The sequence below is a fragment of the Pseudoroseicyclus sp. CXY001 genome, assembly GCF_041714655.1.
Taxonomy (GTDB): domain Bacteria; phylum Pseudomonadota; class Alphaproteobacteria; order Rhodobacterales; family Rhodobacteraceae; genus Pseudoroseicyclus_A.
This window is the reverse complement of record NZ_CP168219.1, coordinates 1,677,901-1,693,015: the sequence shown is the minus strand read 5'-3', so window position 1 is coordinate 1,693,015 and position 15,115 is coordinate 1,677,901. Positions and strand designations below refer to the sequence as shown.

Here is a 15,115-nt window from a genome sequence, read left to right as displayed (position 1 = left end):
TGGAGCGCCCCGGCGGGGCACTCAGCGGCGCGTTGTCGCGGGTGATCGAGCGGTCGTTATTGCCGCGGCTGCCGTAATCGCTCACGCCGCCCCCTTGTTCTTGAGACCGCGCCCCAGATAGGCCTCGATGACCGCCTCGTTCTGCAGGATCTCGTCCGACGAGCCGGTGGCGAGCACGCGCCCCTCCGCCATGACGATAACCGGGTCGCAGAGCCGGGCAATGAAATCCATGTCGTGCTCGATGATGCAGAAGGTGTAGCCGCGCTCGGTGTTGAGCCGCTGGATGGCGTCGCCGATGGTGCCGAGGAGCGTGCGGTTCACGCCGGCGCCGACCTCGTCGAGGAAGACGATTTTGGCATCGACCATCATGGTCCGCCCGAGCTCGAGCAGCTTCTTCTGCCCGCCGGACAGGTTGCCGGCCTTCTCCTCCGCCAGGTGAGAAATGGTCAGGAAGTCGAGGACATCGCTTGCTTTTTCCTTGAGCGCCTTCTCTTCCTCGCGGATGCGGGCGCGGTGGACCCAGGCGCTCCAGATGCTCTCGCCCGTCTGCGCGGCGGGGACCATCATGAGGTTCTCCAGCACCGTCATCGAGGAAAACTCGTGGGCGATCTGGAAGGTCCTGAGGAGGCCCATATGGAAGAGGTCATGCGGCGGCAGGCCGGTGATCTCCTCCCCGTCCATGAAAACGCGGCCGGAGGTCGGCGGCAGCCGCCCGGCGATCACGTTGAAAAGCGTCGTCTTTCCGGCGCCATTCGGGCCGATGAGCCCGGTGATGGAGCCTGCGGCGATCTCGAGCGATGCGCCGTCCACGGCATGAAAGCCGCCGAAATGCTTGTGTAGGTTCTCGACCCTGATCACTGCCTGGTCCCCTCAGGCTGGCCCGTTCGGGCTTTTTGTTGGTGGCCGGGCCCGGGAGGCATCTCCCGGGCCCGGCGTCGTCAGGTCAGCGGAACTGGACCGTTTCGATCACGCCGCCCTGGATCTCGATCTCGCGGTAGTTGCCGGCGCTCTCGCCGGCCCCGATCAGCTCCACCGCGGTGGCGCCGATGTAGTCGATATCCGTGCCGGCGGCGATGAGCTCCAGCGCCTTGCCGAGCTCGCCCGGCAGGATCGGCTCGCCGGGGGCGTTGGCCAGATCCATGATCGTGGCGGAGACGGCGGCGCTGTCGGTCGAGCCGGCGGCGGCCATGCCGAGCATGATCAGCGCGGCGGCGTCGTAGCTCTCGGGCGCGAAGGCCGAGGTGCCGTCGAAGCCGGCTTCGGAGGCGAGGCCCTGGAAGATCTCGGCGCCTTCGCTGTCGGTGCCGGGATACTGGCCGAAGGAGCCGTCGAGGCCGGAGCCGATGTCATCGACGAGCTGCTGGCCGACCATGCCGTCGGGCAGCACGAAGGTGTCGAAGGCGCCGGAATCGAGCGCGCCCTGGATGATGCCCTTGCCGCCCTGGTCGGTGTAGCCGGCGACGACGAGCACCTCACCACCGGCGGCGGCGAGCGAGGCCACCTCGGCGGAATAGTCGGCCTTGCCGTCCTCGTGGGCGGCGTTGATCGTCACCGTGCCGCCGGCCTCGGTGAAGGCGGCCTCGAAGCTGTCGGCCAGGCCCTTGCCGTAGTCGTTGTTGGTGTAGGTCAGCGCCACTTCGGAGATGCCGCGATCCATCAGGATCTCGGTCATGACCACGCCCTGACGGGCGTCGGAGGGGGCGGTGCGGAAGAACAGGTCGTCGTCCTCGGCGGTGGAGAGGCCGGGGGAGGTGGCCGACGGCGAGATCATCATCACGCCGTTCGGGCGCGCGACGTTCTGCAGGATGGCGCCGGTGACGCCCGAGCAGTCGGCGCCCATGATGGCGGCGATGCCGTCGGAGGTCACCAGACGCTCGGCGGCGGCGGTGGCGGCGGCGCTGTCGATGCAGGTGCTGTCGGCGCGGACCGCTTCATAGGTGTTCTCGGACATGCCGGAGGCGTTGACCTCGGCAATGGCCATCTCGGCGCCTTCCGCCATGGCGGGGGTGATCGATTCCAGCGGCCCGGTGAAGCCGAGGATGATGCCGATCTTGACGTCTTCGGCCGAGGCGGCACCGGCCATGAGCGCGGCGCTCGCGGTGGCGAGCATGAGCTTTTTCATTGTGGTTCTCCCTGTCTTGGACGTTTCAGTCCTGCCCGGCAGGCTAGACTGGCGATCACGGAAATGAAAGATGCCGCTGCGCCCCCAGGCGCCGGTTTTCGAGCATCTGCCCGCAGGTTGGGCGGGCCGCCCGGGCTGCGGCGATTTCCATATGGAAATCGCAGGCGGAAACCATATGGTTTCCGCTCGCCGCTCAGACGGAGAGCCGCGCCGCGTGGCTGCCGCGCTCGCGGTAGGGGGTGGTGTCGTAATGCGCCCGGTAGCATTTGGAGAAATGCGAGGGCGAGGTGAAGCCGCAGGCCAGTGCCACGTTGATGACGCTCATGTCGGTCTGCATCAGCAGGTTGCGCGCCTTCTGGAGCCGCAGCTCCATGTAGTAGCGCTTCGGGCTCTTCGACAGGTAGCGCCGGAAGAGCCGCTCGAGCTGACGGGTCGACATGCCGACCTCCGTCGCCAGCGCCGCGGGAGAGATCGGATCCTCGATCGCCTGCTCCATCCGCTGGATGACGCGGCTGAGCTTGGGATGGCGGACGCCGATGCGCGTCGGGATCGACAGGCGCTGCGTGTCCTGATCGGTACGGATCGAGGAATAGATGAGCTGGTCTGCGACGGCATTGGCGAGATCCTCGCCGTGATGATCGGCGATCAGCTTCAGCATCAGGTCGATGGAGGCGGTGCCGCCCGCCGTGGTGATCCGGTTGCCGTCGACGACGAAGACGGACTTGGTCAGCGTCACATCCTCGAATTCCTCGGCGAAACTGTCCTGGTTCTCCCAGTGGATCGTCGCCCGCTTGCCGTCGAGAAGCCCGGCCTTCGCCAGCGTGTAGGAGGCGGTGCAGAGCCCGCCCATCGTCACGCCGCGCCGCGCCTCGCGGCGGAGCCAGGACAGGACCCGCTTGGTCGTGGCCGCCTGCACGTCGATGCCGCCGCAAAGGAGCACGATGTCATCGCGGGTCAGCTCGTCGAGATCGGCATCGAGCCGGAACTCGGTGCCGGCCGAGCAGCGCGCGAAAGTGCCGCCCTCGCCAGCCAGCGACCAGGTATAGAGCTGACGGCCCGCCATGCGGTTGGCGATGCGCAGTGCCTCCACGGCGCAGGAGAAGCAGAGCATGGTGAAATTGTCGAGCAGCACGAAGACGAAGCGGCGCGGCTTGTCGGGCGCGTTCTCGATCGGGACGGTTTGTGGTTCTATCGTATTTCGCATGGCGCACCCGGTTTCAGGGAGCCTCAGCAGGTTTGCAGCTACTCCGCAAGGGCAATCGAACGCGACAAGACATTGTCGCATTTGTCCCTTTCCGGTTTGCCCGCGCCGGGGCAGCCCCGGGCGGCGCCCCCCGGGGTCAGCCGCGGCCCCACCGGGGCCCGGCCCCGGCCCTGCGACGCTCATGCCGCGCCGCGGCGGCCTTTTCCATTGGCCTTGGCCCCGCAAGGCCGCTATACGACCGCCCTGCGGCGGCGCCCGGAAAAGGGAAGGGGCCCCTGCGACCTATGGAGGACGAGATGAGCAACTGGAAGAAATCGGATTGGCGCAACCTGCCGCGGGTGCAGATGCCCGAATATACCGATGAGGCGGCGCTGCATGCCGTCGAGGCCAAGCTCTCCTCCTATCCGCCCCTCGTCTTTGCCGGCGAGGCCCGGCGGCTGAAGGCCGAGATCGCCGCCGCCCAGAGGGGCGAGGCCTTCCTGCTTCAGGGCGGCGACTGCGCCGAGAGCTTCGCGGAATTCTCCGCCGACGGCATCCGCGACACGTTCAAGGTCATGCTCTCCATGGCCATGGTGCTGACCTGGGGCGCCAAGGTGCCGGTGGTGAAGGTGGGCCGGATGGCCGGCCAGATGGCCAAGCCGCGCTCGGCCCCGACCGAGGTGAAGGATGGCGTCGAGCTGCCCTCCTACCGCGGCGACATCATCAACGGCTTCGACTTCACGCCCGAGGCGCGCAACCCCGATCCGGCCCGCATGGAGCAGGCCTATCTGCAGGCGGCGGCGACCCTGAACCTCATCCGCGCCTTCTCCACCGGCGGCTATGCCGATGTGCACAAGGTGCACGCCTGGACGCTCGGCTTCACCGGCGCGCCCGAGGCGGAGAAGTATCGCGACATGGCGATGCGCATCACCGATACGCTCGATTTCATGGCAGCCGCCGGCATCAACGGCGAGGCGCGCCATGCGATGGAGACGGTGGAGTTCTACACCTCCCACGAGGCGCTGCTGCTCGAATACGAAGAGGCGCTCTGCCGGCTCGATTCGACCTCGGGCAAATGGCTCGCGGGCTCCGGCCACATGATCTGGATCGGCGACCGCACAAGGCAGCCCGACGGCGCGCATGTGGAGTTCTGCCGCGGCGTGCAGAACCCGATCGGGCTCAAATGCGGGCCGTCGATGACCTCCGGCCATCTGAAGGCGCTGATCGCCAAGCTGAACCCGGCCAACGAGCCGGGGCGGCTGACGCTGATCTCGCGCTTCGGCGCCGGCAATGTCGGCGAGCATCTGCCGCGGCTCATCCGGGCCGTCGAGGAAGAGGGCGCCAAGGTCACCTGGGTCTGCGACGCGATGCATGGCAACACGATCAAGGCGGCCTCGGGCTACAAGACCCGGCCCTTCGAATCGGTGCTGCGCGAGGTGCGCGAGTTCTTCTCCGTCCATGCGGCGGAGGGCACGATCCCCGGCGGCGTCCATTTCGAGATGACCGGCCGCGACGTGACCGAATGCACCGGCGGCGTCCGCGCCGTAACGGACGAGGACCTGTCCGACCGCTACCACACCGCCTGCGACCCGCGGCTCAATGCCAGCCAGTCGCTGGAGCTCGCCTTCCTCGTTGCCGAGGAGCTGGTGGCGCGGCGGAGCCGGCTGGCCGATGTCGCGGTGAGCTGAGCGCCCTTACATATCTCTTGCGCAAAGGGGCCTTTCTGGGCCCCTTTGTCGTGAGAGGGAGGGGCGGGATCATGCTGACAGGACATTGCGTCTGCGGCGCCACGGGCTGGCGGCTGACGGAGATGCCGGAGGATGCCACCTCCTGCAACTGCACCCATTGCCGCCGCTTCGGCGTGCTCATGGCCTATGCCGAAGAGGGGCAGGGCGGCGAGATCACCGGCGAGACCTTCCAATACATCTGGGGCGACCGCTACATTGCCTTCCACCATTGCCCGACCTGCGGGAATTTCCTCGGCTGGACGGATCAGTCGGAAGAGGACGGCCCGCACCGCTTCTCGGTCAACCTGCGGATGGCGGATGACCCGGCGGAGGTGGCGGCGATCCCCGTGCAGCCCTTCGAGGGGCTGGTGACATTCGAGGACATCCCGAAGCGCGGCGATCAGTGCATCGCCGATCTCTGGGCCTGAGGGAGGGCAAGGATGCGCGGCACCTGTCACTGCGGCAAGACCGGATGGGACTGGGCAGGCCTGCCCGAGACGGCCACCGCCTGCAATTGCGAGAGCTGCCGGCGCTATGCCGCGCTCTGGTCCTACGACTGGGTCGGCGGGAAGATCAGCCTCTTCGGGCTGGAGGAGACCCGCGTCTTCCTCCGCGAGGATCGCGAGATCGAGTTCCACTTCTGCACCACCTGCGGCGCCATTCCGTTCTGGAGGGCCGTCTCGCCGCATCCGGACGGGCGGCGGCGCGCCGCGGTCAACCTGCGCATGGCGGAGCCGGAGGAAGTGGCCGGCGTGCCCGTCTTTCACGGCGACATGCTGGAGGGCACGGCGCCCTACCATAGCCGCGGCACGGTCGCGGATATGTGGTTCTAGCCCCCGGTCAGACGCCGCCGGAGATCACGCGGAGCTGCGGGCGCGCCTCGCGGCTCGGGCGCGGCCCGGCCATCGCCATCACGCTGTCCTCTTCCGTCACCAGCCGGGGCGAGAAGCTCTGGCGCATCGCCGGCTCCCAGCGGAGCGTCTCGCTCGGCCCGATGGACAGGCGCCGAGGCGTGCGGCCGGCGGGGGTGTCGAGCACCAGGGCGCCAAGCGCGCGGGTGGTCTCGCCCGCCTCGTCGGCGAGGGGCAGGAGCAGCAGGCGCCCCGAGGCGCGCGGCCGGCCGATGGCGCGCGAGGAATGGACGGGCAGGTCGACGAGCGCCGGCACGGACCAGAGCTGGTTGAGCCACATGCGAAGGGCGCCACGCGCCTCCGGCAGGAAGAAGGCCGAGATCGGCATCCCGCGCGGCTCCATCCCCAGTTCGGCGCTGAGCGCATGGCCCGCGACGCGCATCCGGCCGATCCCGGGCGCCACCTTTTCAAGGATGAACGCATGGGGCAGGGCGTCGTCGATGCGATTGGGGTCGATCTCTCCGCGCGCCGGCAACTTCTGCGGGCGCCCAAGGCTCCGCCAGTACCGTTCGAGTTGAACGAGAGGCCCGGTCTGGGTCGAGAGAGGTTCAAAGGGGCTGTCGCCGGTCATGCCCGATTCCATCGTTACCTTACAGATAAGTTGATCTTAGTGCCTTTAATGAAAATTGTCGCCACCGAGGTTAGGAAACAGTTAATTCCCCGCGCCCTTGCCGAAAGATTTCTGATCTCCTAACCCCCTTGGGAGTGAAGGGAGCCTGCCCATGATCGCCTCGATGACGGGATTTGCCAGCCGCACGGGCCGCGAGGGCCTGCAGGAGTGGGCGTTCGAGATCCGCGCCGTCAACGGCCGGGGGCTCGATCTGCGCCTGCGGCTTCCCGATGGCATTCCGGGGCTGGAGGCCGCGATCCGCGCCGCCGTCACCGGCGCCGTGGCGCGCGGCAATGTCTCCGTTTCACTCCGGCTCGGGGCAGGGGAGGCGGAGGGCGCCCCGGTGATCGACGAGGCGGCGCTCGATGCCGTGCTCGTCCAGATGCAGGCCGTCCGCGCCCGGGCGGAGGCGCAGGGGCTGGTGCTGGCGCCGGTCACGGCCGCCGAGCTCCTCTCCATCCGCGGCGTCCTTCGCGCACCGACGGGGCCGGGCGCTGCCCAGCTTCTGGAGCCGCTGACGGCGGATTTCGCGGCGCTCCTCGAAGATTTCCTCGCCATGCGCGCAACCGAGGGCACCGCCCTCGCCGGGCTCATCACCGGCCAGCTCGACGCCATCGAGGCGCTGACCTCCGAGGCCGCCAAGGCCGCCGCCGCCCGCGCCGCCGAAGCCCCGGCGCTTCTCGAGGCGCAGGTCGCGAAGATCCTCGCCCAGGCGGATGTCGACCCCGCGCGCCTCGCGCAGGAGCTGGCGCTCCTCGCCGTGAAGGGCGACGTGACGGAGGAGATCGATCGCCTCACCGCCCATGTCGCCGCCGCCCGCGCGCTTCTCGCCGCCGGGGGCGCCGTCGGCCGCAAGCTCGACTTTCTCGCGCAGGAGTTCAACCGCGAGGCCAATACGCTCTGCTCGAAATCCGGCAATGCCGAGCTCACCCGGATCGGGCTGGACCTCAAGGCGGTGATCGACCAGATGCGCGAGCAGATCCAGAATGTGGAATGAGTCATGAGTGACAAGACGCGCGGCCCTCGTCGGGGGCTGCTCATCATCCTCTCCTCGCCCTCGGGCGCCGGAAAATCCTCGCTGGCCCGGGCCTTGCGCGATTGGGACCCCTCGATCCGCTTCTCGGTCTCGGCCACGACGCGCGCCCCGCGCCCGGGCGAGGTCGACGGGCGGGAGTATCACTTCGTGACGCCCGAGGAGTTCGAGGCCATGGTCGCCCGCGGCGACATGCTCGAACACGCCCGCGTCTTCGGCCAGCTCTACGGGACGCCCCGCGCCCCCGTCGCCGCCGCCATGGCCGCGGGCGAGGATACGCTTTTCGACATCGACTGGCAGGGCGGCCAGCAGATCAAGGTCTCGGATCTCAATGCCGATGTCGTCTCGATCTTCATCCTGCCGCCCTCCATCGCCGCGCTGGAATCACGGCTGAAGGGCAGGGGGCAGGACAGCGCCGAGGTGATCCGCGCGCGGATGGAGAAGAGCCTCGCCGAGATCAGCCACTGGGCGGAATATGACCATGTGCTGGTCAATGACGACCTCGACCGCTGCGCCGAGGAGGTCCGCACCATCGTCGCCGCCGAACGGCTCCGCCGCTCGCGCCAGCCGTGGCTCAAGGATTTCGTCCGCGCCCTCGGCGACGAGCAGGAGGCGAGCGCATGATCTATGCCTTGGGGGATGTGGCGCCCGAGGTGGCGGCGGATGTCTGGATCGCACCCGGCGCCCATGTGATCGGCCGCGTGGTGCTGGAGGCGGAGGCCTCGATCTGGTTCGGCGCGACGCTCCGCGGCGACAACGAGGAGATCCGCATCGGCGCCGGCACGAACATCCAGGAGAACAGCGTCCTCCATACCGACATGGGCTTTCCCCTCACAATCGGCGCCGGCTGCACCATCGGCCACAAGGCGATGCTGCACGGCTGCACCATCGGCGAGGGGAGCCTGATCGGCATGGGCGCGACGGTGCTCAACGGCGCGCGGATCGGCCGGGGCTGCCTCATCGGCGCCGGCGCGCTCGTCACAGAAGGCAAGGAGATCCCCGACGGCTCGCTGGTGATAGGCGCCCCGGGCCGCGTCGCCCGCGAGCTGACGGAAGCCGAGGTGGCGGGCCTCAAGGCCTCCGCCGCGCATTACGTCGAGAATGCCCGGCGCTTTCGCGAGGGGCTCCGCCCTCAATCCTCCAGCAGGTAGACGTCGAAATCGAGATCCGGCGCCACGGCGCGCACCTCGTCCTGCACGAGGCCGGGGTCGGGCAGGCTGAGCGCCACGGCGCGGTAGCGGCCCCGGTAGCCGAGCTCCGCCAGCCGCCGCGCCAGATCGAGCGCATCGAACCCCTCGGCGAGGAGCGGCGAGACCACCAGATCGGGGCAGAGCCCGGCGAGGAGCGGTCCGTCCAGCGCATCGAAGGTGATGAACCGCGTGCCCTCGAGCTGCGGCGGCTCGATGCCCTTCAATTCCCATCGCTGCAGGTTGCCGACCACGAGCATGACAAGCTGATTGCGCACGCTCACGCCTTTTCGTCCGTTCAGATCGGCGTGCCTCGCCCGCCGCCATCGTCCCCCGCCCCGGACTTCCAGAATAGCCGCAGTTTCAGGGGGATTCGCCGCTTTGGCAAGGCGCGTCACCGGCGCCGATGGACAGCGCCATCGGCCCCCGGCTATCAGGCGGCATGGATCGCTCCCTTGCCGCCGCCCTTCTCGACGCGCTGCCGATGCCGGCCCTGCTCATCGGCCCCACCGAACGCGTCCTCGCCGCCAATATCGCCGCCGGCCGCCTCTTCGGCTGGGACGGGGCGGGGCGGCACTACATCACCGCGCTCCGCCAGCCGGTGCTGCTCGATGCCGTCGAGCAGGTCTTCCGCGACGGCGAGGTGCGCCAGAGCCGCTACCTCGCCCAGGCCGGCAACCGCGACGCCACATGGCGCGTGCAGGTGGCGCCGGTCGAGACGGGCGACGGCCGCGCCGTGCTCCTCGCCTTCGAGGACATCACGGCGGTCGAGGAGGCGGGGCAGATCCGCCGCGATTTCGTCGCCAACGTCTCGCACGAGCTGCGCACGCCGCTGACGGCGCTCCTCGGCTTCGTCGAGACGCTCCGCGGCCCGGCGAAGGACGACCCCGTCGCACGCGAGCGCTTCCTCGGGATCATGGAGCGCGAGGCCGGCCGCATGGCGCAGCTCGTCGCCGACCTCCTGTCGCTCTCCCGCGTCGAGGAGGAGGAACGGGTGCGCCCGATGACCTCCGTCGACCTCCGCGCCCTCGCCGAATCGGTGGCCGCCGCCTTCGAGCCGCAGGCGAAGACGGCCGGGGTGCGGCTGGTGCTGACCCTGGCGGAGGCGGTGCCGCCCGTGCCGGGCGATCCCGACCAGCTTCGCCAGGTGCTCAACAACCTCGTGGAGAACGCCTTGAAATACGGCAGCCGCGGCGGCGTGGTGGAGATCGCCCTCACCGGACCCGCCCCGGAACCGGCGCTCAGGACGGAGGGCCTGCGGCTTTCGGTGCGGGACGAGGGAGACGGCATCCCGGCCCACCACATCCCCCGGCTGACGGAACGCTTCTACCGCGTGGATTCGCACCGCTCCCGCGAGGTGGGGGGGACGGGGCTCGGGCTCGCCATCGTGAAGCACATCGTGAACCGGCACCGGGGGAGGCTCCGGGTGGAGAGCGAGGAGGGGGTGGGGACGGTGTTCACGCTGGTGCTGCCCGTCGGGTGAGGGGGCTTTTCTTGCCCCTCGCGCCGAAAGCCGGGGGCCATGTACCGGGCGCGCGTGTCACGCTGGATTGGCCTCTCCCGTCCCAAGCGCGCCGGAGTGGGTCGAGGCGCCGCTCCCCCGAGCCGGCGCCCGATGACGGGCCTCTGTCTACGAGGGTCTGACCACAGGCCCCGGCCCCTGCCGACCCGGCGCCGGGCGTCCAACCCACCTTTCCCCCCGCCCTCCGCCGCCTTACGCTCTCCGGAAACCCACACCCGAGGTCCCGTGTTCGAGTTCAGCAGTTACCACGTCGCCCTCGCCCTCATCGGCGGGCTCATCATCGCGGCCAACTGGCTGCCGCGGTTCCTGTCCAACCGCGAGCCGACGGCGGCGCCCTTGATGATCCTCTTCGGCGCCGCCGCCGCGCTCTTCATCCCGGGGCTGCCGCCGATCCCCGACCCGCGCTCGGCACCGGCGCCCTGGACGCTCATCAGCGAGATGACCGTGATCATCGCGCTCTTCGGGGCGGGGATGCGGCTCGACAGGCTCAGGCCCTGGGGCAAGTGGCGGACGACGGTGCGGCTTCTGGCCATCACCATGCCGCTGACCATCCTCGCCGTCGCGCTCCTCGGCGTCTGGCTGGCCGGGATGACCTTCGCCGGCGCCGTCCTCGTCGGCGCCGTCCTGGCGCCGACCGATCCGGTGCTCGCCGCCGACGTGCAGGTGGAGCCGCCGCAGGAGGGCACGGAGCATCCGGTGCGCTTCGGGCTGACCACCGAGGCGGCGCTGAACGACGGGCTGGCGTTTCCCTTCGTCTATCTCGGCCTCATCATCGCCGCCGAGGGGCTGAGCCCGGGCGAATGGGCGGCGGAATGGCTCTTTCGCGACGTCCTCTACCGCATCGCCGCCGGCACCATCATGGGCTGGCTCGGCGGGCGGGCGCTCGGCTGGGTGCTCTTCGTCATCCCGCGCCGCGCCGTCCTGGCCGAGACGGGCTCCGGCGTCGTCGCGTTCGCCGGCGTGATCCTCTGCTATGGCTCGACGGAGCTCCTCGAGGGCTACGGCTTCATCGCCGTGGCCGTGATGGGGCTGACGCTGCGCCGGGTGGAGGAGGCCCACCACTTCCACCGCCGCCTGCACGACTTCACCGAATCGATCGAGCACGCGCTGACGGCGGTGCTCCTCGTCGGGCTCGGGCTGATGCTGCCCGACCTCCTCGCCTCCCTCCAGTGGCCGCATATCGCCATCGCGGCGCTGCTCCTGGTGCTGATCCGCCCGCTCGCCGGCTGGATCGGACTGGCGGGGAGGGGGCTGCCGAAGACGGACCGGGCGGTCCTGTCGGTCTACGGCGTCCGCGGCGTCGGCTCGATCTACTACCTCTGCTACGCCGGAGAGCACATCGAGTTCGTCGACGAGAACGCCATCTGGGCGCTGGTGGCGCTGGCGATCCTGCTCTCGACGCTGCTGCACGGGTTCACCGTGGGCTGGGCGATGGACCGGCTGAGCGGGGGGGAGGAGGGGTAGGGGGGAGTTGGGGCCTTGCCTGGGAGACGAAGCCGAGACACCGGGGGAGGGTGAGGGTGGAGAGCGGGAAGGGGGGTGGGGACGGTGTAAGCGCTGGTGTTGCCGGTGGGGCGAGCTGTTAGAGTTTGGCAACTTCCCGCCGATAATATTGACGTGACGGTGCAAATCATCAACTAAGGCGAAATTGCCCCTTGGCAGAGCGGGCGAAATTGCCCCTTGGCAGAGCGGGCGAAATTGCCCCTTGGCAAAGCGGGCGGACGACATCGGAGGGGCTGGTATGTGTACGCCGAAATGTGGGCTAAACTACTACCGGTCGTCTCCTCATATATATACGCCGCAACTCACGTTGTGACATACAACATTTTGTGCTATAGGTCGCTCATGGCTCGCGCAGATGAGCCGATGAGGCGAGAGGCAAAGACTCGATGAAAAAGATACCCGAAAGCGGCGTACCCGACAGTAAAGATGCTCCGAAAGCGGACTACCGGAAAGATCGATCTGTAGAGCCGAAAAACGGTGGACCAAATCGGTATACGTTTGCTAAAGTTGTTGGTGCGCTTGGCCGCGGCGACAATATTCACGGAACTGTTCTGCGACGCCTACGTAGAAAAGAGTCTGCGTAAACTCTGAAAAGGAAAAGCGATGGACTCGTTGCCAAGCGACGAGATAAAATTTTTCGCTGATCGCTCATATACTATACTTGGCGAAATTCTGTCGTCACTTGGTGTGCGCGAAATAGAAGTAAACATCGACCGAGAAATAAATTCCGAAGTCACAGAGTTCTTTCTCCGAGACATTTACAGAATTGACAAACAACAACGCGGCTCAGTTTCGATTGCAAAATGGGCTGGCTATTGGGGCTTCTGGGTTAGGAAACTGAAGCCAATTAAGTTGATCAGGCCTAGCACGGAACGCGGATTTGAGAATATTTCCAACAACGATGCCGCAAACATAAATGAATTGGTTGCCCTTCATTTTGCCCTTGAAATTGCAGCGGCCCATCGCAGATATGGGAACTTTCAAGATAGAGTGTTAGAGAACTGTAGCAGAGCGCAAAATGGACTTTGCGATGGTGTGGAGTGCTTTTGGAAATACGCAGAGCGCTACCTCAACTTCAGTGATGAATTTTTCATAAAGTACATAACCTACTCAATGAGAAATAGAACCTTTGGGCCACATCACTTTGCACTGCTTGTTGAGAACATGATATTCTCTGCATGCACTGGATTGGAGTAATAGTGGAGCGCGGAGTATATATCGAAGAGATCAATGGCGCGATCAAAGATTGGGCGGCGGCTTCCGCCGTTCCTAAGAGTTTCTCTAAGATCCTTATTTTTGGTAGTTTGATCAATCGGAGTGGTCGGAATTTTGTGCCGCAGGGTGCAACAGCGTCTGACGTTGATCTCATCTTGCTATTTTCGGAAAGCGTGAATAACGCATCTAGTCGAAGCGAAGCTCTGATTGCGTTGCGAGATCAGGTATCCCACTTAGAACACCGAGTCGCAAAGATTTTGGCGCGCGCCTCAACAGATCCAATTTTTAGCATTCTTCCTCTGACTTCCTACGAAATACATCAATGCATCCATAAAGGGCATGATCCGAAACTATTTCTCGGAAATGTATTTCATGATGTTATGGGCGACGAGGGAAATATTGCGTCGCTGGGTGGCTATGTAGATTATGATTATCACTACGAGAATCTCGAAGCCTTTTCAGTGATTAGATTAGCGCAAGCTTACCGAAACGAGTACCTCGGCTGCAACCATTTGGGCATTTGTCGCATTCACGGCTTCTCTGGAGAATTGCCGCTTCCGAAGCAGATCATGAGGAGTGGTGCGTTACTTCGGTATTTCGCTAGCGATCGCGAAGATCAGTCGTTTCGCACTGATCTAGAAGAAGGCTATCATTATCTTTTGCAACTGTTCGAACGAATGAGAGCCTCCTCGGCGCTACACCAGACCTTATGGGATCACGTGAGTGCGAGGTCTCTTGGCCGGGGTGAGGCCCCGGATTTGACGCCTGACGACATGCTTCTGGCACATGAAGTTATGTATGACGAGGCCAAGGGACTCGTTGTGCCATCTGTGAGAGATGCAATTAGGGAAGTTATGGAAGCGGAATCTACGCCTTCTTCCCCCAATTGACGACAACAAGAGATTTGGGGCCCCCCCCGAGAGATGAAATCCGGGTTCGTTTTTGAAGCCCCCACCGTCACAAAACTCTTACATCCCTGTCACAAAAGCATAGCCCGAGCCCCCTAAGCCGGCGCCTTGTGGCCGGCGCCTCAGACCGGCCCGAACTGACAGGAGATACCTATGTCCCTCGTGAAACTGACCGCCTCGACGATGGCGATCGCTGCTGCCTTCACGACCGCTGCCGTGGCTCAATCGCGCGACACCGTCCAGATCGCCGGCTCCTCCACCGTGCTGCCCTATGCCAACATCGTGGCCGAGGCCTTCGGTGCCGAATCCGACTTCCCGACGCCCGTCGTCGAGGGCGGCGGCTCCTCCACCGGCCTCTCCCGCTTCTGCGAGGGCGTCGGCGAAGGCACCATCGACATCGCCGATGCCTCCCGCGCCATCAAGGACAGCGAGATCGAGACCTGTGCCGCCAACGGCGTGACCGACATCATCCAGGTCCGCATCGGCTATGACGGCATCGTCTTCGCCTCCGACATCAACGGCCCGGAATTCGCCTTCACCCCCGCCGACTGGTACAAGGCGCTGGCCGCCGAGGTCGTCGTCGACGGCGAGCTCGTCGCCAACCCCTACACCAACTGGAATGAAGTGAACGGCGATCTGCCCGACCAGGCGATCAACACCTTCATCCCCGGCACCAACCACGGCACCCGCGAAGTCTTCGAGGAGAACGTCATCCTCGCCGGCTGCGAGGAATCGGGCGCCATGGAAGCCATGATCGGCATGGGCATGGATGAAGATGCGGCCGAAGAAGCCTGCATGACCATCCGCACCGACGGCACCTCGGTCGACATCGAAGGCGACTACACGCAGACGCTCGCGAACCTCGACTCGACGCCGAACGGCATCGGCGTCTTCGGTCTCGCCTTCTACGAGAACAACACCGACCGCCTGCAGGTCGCCACGATGTCCGGCGTCACGCCCTCGACCGACACGATCGCCACCGGCGAATATCCGGTCTCGCGTCCGCTCTACTTCTACATCAAGGCCGCCCATATCGGCGTCATCCCGGGCCTGAAGGAATATGCCGCGTTCTTCATGTCCGACGACATGGCCGGCCCGGACGGCCCGCTCGCCGAATACGGCCTCGTCTCCGACCCCGAGATCGCCGCCACCCAGGCGATGATCGAAGCCGAAGAGACCATGTGATCGACCCCA

At 66.1% G+C, this 15,115-nt stretch carries 16 protein-coding genes; 11 read left to right on the top strand and 5 right to left on the bottom strand.

Annotation, left to right across the window (positions count from 1 at the left end):
* Positions 1-81: 81 nt before the first annotated feature.
* The 3 genes from ACAZ03_RS08180 to ACAZ03_RS08170 all read right to left on the bottom strand — a co-directional run bounded on the left by ACAZ03_RS08180 (position 82) and on the right by ACAZ03_RS08170 (position 3,326).
* A complete protein-coding gene (locus ACAZ03_RS08180; RefSeq protein WP_373356958.1) occupies positions 82-858 on the bottom strand; it encodes an ABC transporter ATP-binding protein in 777 nt (258 codons plus the stop codon).
* An 85-nt stretch (positions 859-943) separates the two neighbouring features.
* On the bottom strand, positions 944-2,122 hold the full coding sequence (locus ACAZ03_RS08175) for an ABC transporter substrate-binding protein (RefSeq protein WP_373356956.1): 1,179 nt from the start codon (positions 2,120-2,122) through the stop codon (positions 944-946).
* A gap of 193 nt (positions 2,123-2,315) precedes the next feature.
* The gene (locus ACAZ03_RS08170; protein WP_373356955.1) at positions 2,316-3,326 is read right to left on the bottom strand and encodes a GlxA family transcriptional regulator; all 1,011 of its coding nucleotides are present in this window, start codon (positions 3,324-3,326) and stop codon (positions 2,316-2,318) included.
* A 296-nt stretch (positions 3,327-3,622) separates the two neighbouring features.
* On the opposite strand from ACAZ03_RS08170, the gene ACAZ03_RS08165 reads away from it, so the two are divergent.
* The 3 genes from ACAZ03_RS08165 to ACAZ03_RS08155 all read left to right on the top strand — a co-directional run bounded on the left by ACAZ03_RS08165 (position 3,623) and on the right by ACAZ03_RS08155 (position 5,865).
* A complete protein-coding gene (locus tag ACAZ03_RS08165; protein ID WP_373356953.1) occupies positions 3,623-4,993 on the top strand; it encodes a class II 3-deoxy-7-phosphoheptulonate synthase in 1,371 nt (456 codons plus the stop codon).
* Between the two features lie 71 nt (positions 4,994-5,064).
* Positions 5,065-5,460 (top strand): GFA family protein, encoded by a 396-nt coding sequence (locus ACAZ03_RS08160; protein ID WP_373356951.1) that lies wholly within the window; start codon positions 5,065-5,067, stop codon positions 5,458-5,460.
* 12 nt (positions 5,461-5,472) lie between these two features.
* Positions 5,473-5,865 carry a GFA family protein gene (locus ACAZ03_RS08155; protein ID WP_373356950.1) on the top strand — a complete coding sequence of 131 codons (393 nt, stop codon included), beginning with the start codon at positions 5,473-5,475 and terminating at the stop codon, positions 5,863-5,865.
* A gap of 7 nt (positions 5,866-5,872) precedes the next feature.
* On the opposite strand, the gene ACAZ03_RS08150 is transcribed toward ACAZ03_RS08155, so the two are convergent.
* The gene (locus ACAZ03_RS08150) at positions 5,873-6,514 is read right to left on the bottom strand and encodes a PAS domain-containing protein (protein ID WP_373356949.1); all 642 of its coding nucleotides are present in this window, start codon (positions 6,512-6,514) and stop codon (positions 5,873-5,875) included.
* 151 nt (positions 6,515-6,665) lie between these two features.
* Between ACAZ03_RS08150 and ACAZ03_RS08145 the strand changes: the two genes are divergently transcribed.
* The 3 genes from ACAZ03_RS08145 to ACAZ03_RS08135 are packed head-to-tail and all read left to right on the top strand — an operon-like array spanning position 6,666 to position 8,737.
* A complete protein-coding gene (locus ACAZ03_RS08145; protein WP_373356948.1) occupies positions 6,666-7,550 on the top strand; it encodes a YicC/YloC family endoribonuclease in 885 nt (294 codons plus the stop codon).
* A gap of 3 nt (positions 7,551-7,553) precedes the next feature.
* Positions 7,554-8,210, top strand: a complete 657-nt coding sequence (gene gmk / locus ACAZ03_RS08140) for a guanylate kinase (protein ID WP_373356947.1) — start codon at positions 7,554-7,556, stop codon at positions 8,208-8,210.
* Positions 8,207-8,737 carry a gamma carbonic anhydrase family protein gene (locus ACAZ03_RS08135; protein ID WP_373356946.1) on the top strand — a complete coding sequence of 177 codons (531 nt, stop codon included), beginning with the start codon at positions 8,207-8,209 and terminating at the stop codon, positions 8,735-8,737. The genes gmk and ACAZ03_RS08135 overlap by 4 nt, the downstream gene beginning before the upstream one ends.
* Here ACAZ03_RS08135 and ACAZ03_RS08130 read toward each other — a convergent pair.
* Positions 8,719-9,051 carry a hypothetical protein gene (locus ACAZ03_RS08130; protein WP_373356945.1) on the bottom strand — a complete coding sequence of 111 codons (333 nt, stop codon included), beginning with the start codon at positions 9,049-9,051 and terminating at the stop codon, positions 8,719-8,721. The two genes, ACAZ03_RS08135 and ACAZ03_RS08130, sit on opposite strands and share 19 nt — an antisense overlap.
* A gap of 164 nt (positions 9,052-9,215) precedes the next feature.
* On the opposite strand from ACAZ03_RS08130, the gene ACAZ03_RS08125 reads away from it, so the two are divergent.
* The 5 genes from ACAZ03_RS08125 (at position 9,216) to ACAZ03_RS08105 (ending at position 15,106) form a co-directional block, all read left to right on the top strand.
* Positions 9,216-10,256, top strand: a complete 1,041-nt coding sequence (locus ACAZ03_RS08125; RefSeq protein ID WP_373356944.1) for a sensor histidine kinase — start codon at positions 9,216-9,218, stop codon at positions 10,254-10,256.
* Positions 10,257-10,520: 264 nt separating this feature from the next.
* Positions 10,521-11,759, top strand: a complete 1,239-nt coding sequence (locus ACAZ03_RS08120) for a cation:proton antiporter (RefSeq protein WP_373356942.1) — start codon at positions 10,521-10,523, stop codon at positions 11,757-11,759.
* A 642-nt stretch (positions 11,760-12,401) separates the two neighbouring features.
* Positions 12,402-12,995, top strand: a complete 594-nt coding sequence (locus ACAZ03_RS08115) for a hypothetical protein (RefSeq protein WP_373356941.1) — start codon at positions 12,402-12,404, stop codon at positions 12,993-12,995.
* A complete protein-coding gene (locus ACAZ03_RS08110) occupies positions 12,977-13,903 on the top strand; it encodes a hypothetical protein (RefSeq protein WP_373356940.1) in 927 nt (308 codons plus the stop codon). Before ACAZ03_RS08115 ends, ACAZ03_RS08110 begins: the two co-directional genes overlap by 19 nt.
* A 171-nt stretch (positions 13,904-14,074) precedes the next feature.
* Complete coding sequence (locus tag ACAZ03_RS08105) at positions 14,075-15,106, top strand: PstS family phosphate ABC transporter substrate-binding protein (protein WP_373356939.1); 1,032 nt, start codon at positions 14,075-14,077, stop codon at positions 15,104-15,106.
* Positions 15,107-15,115: the final 9 nt, after the last annotated feature.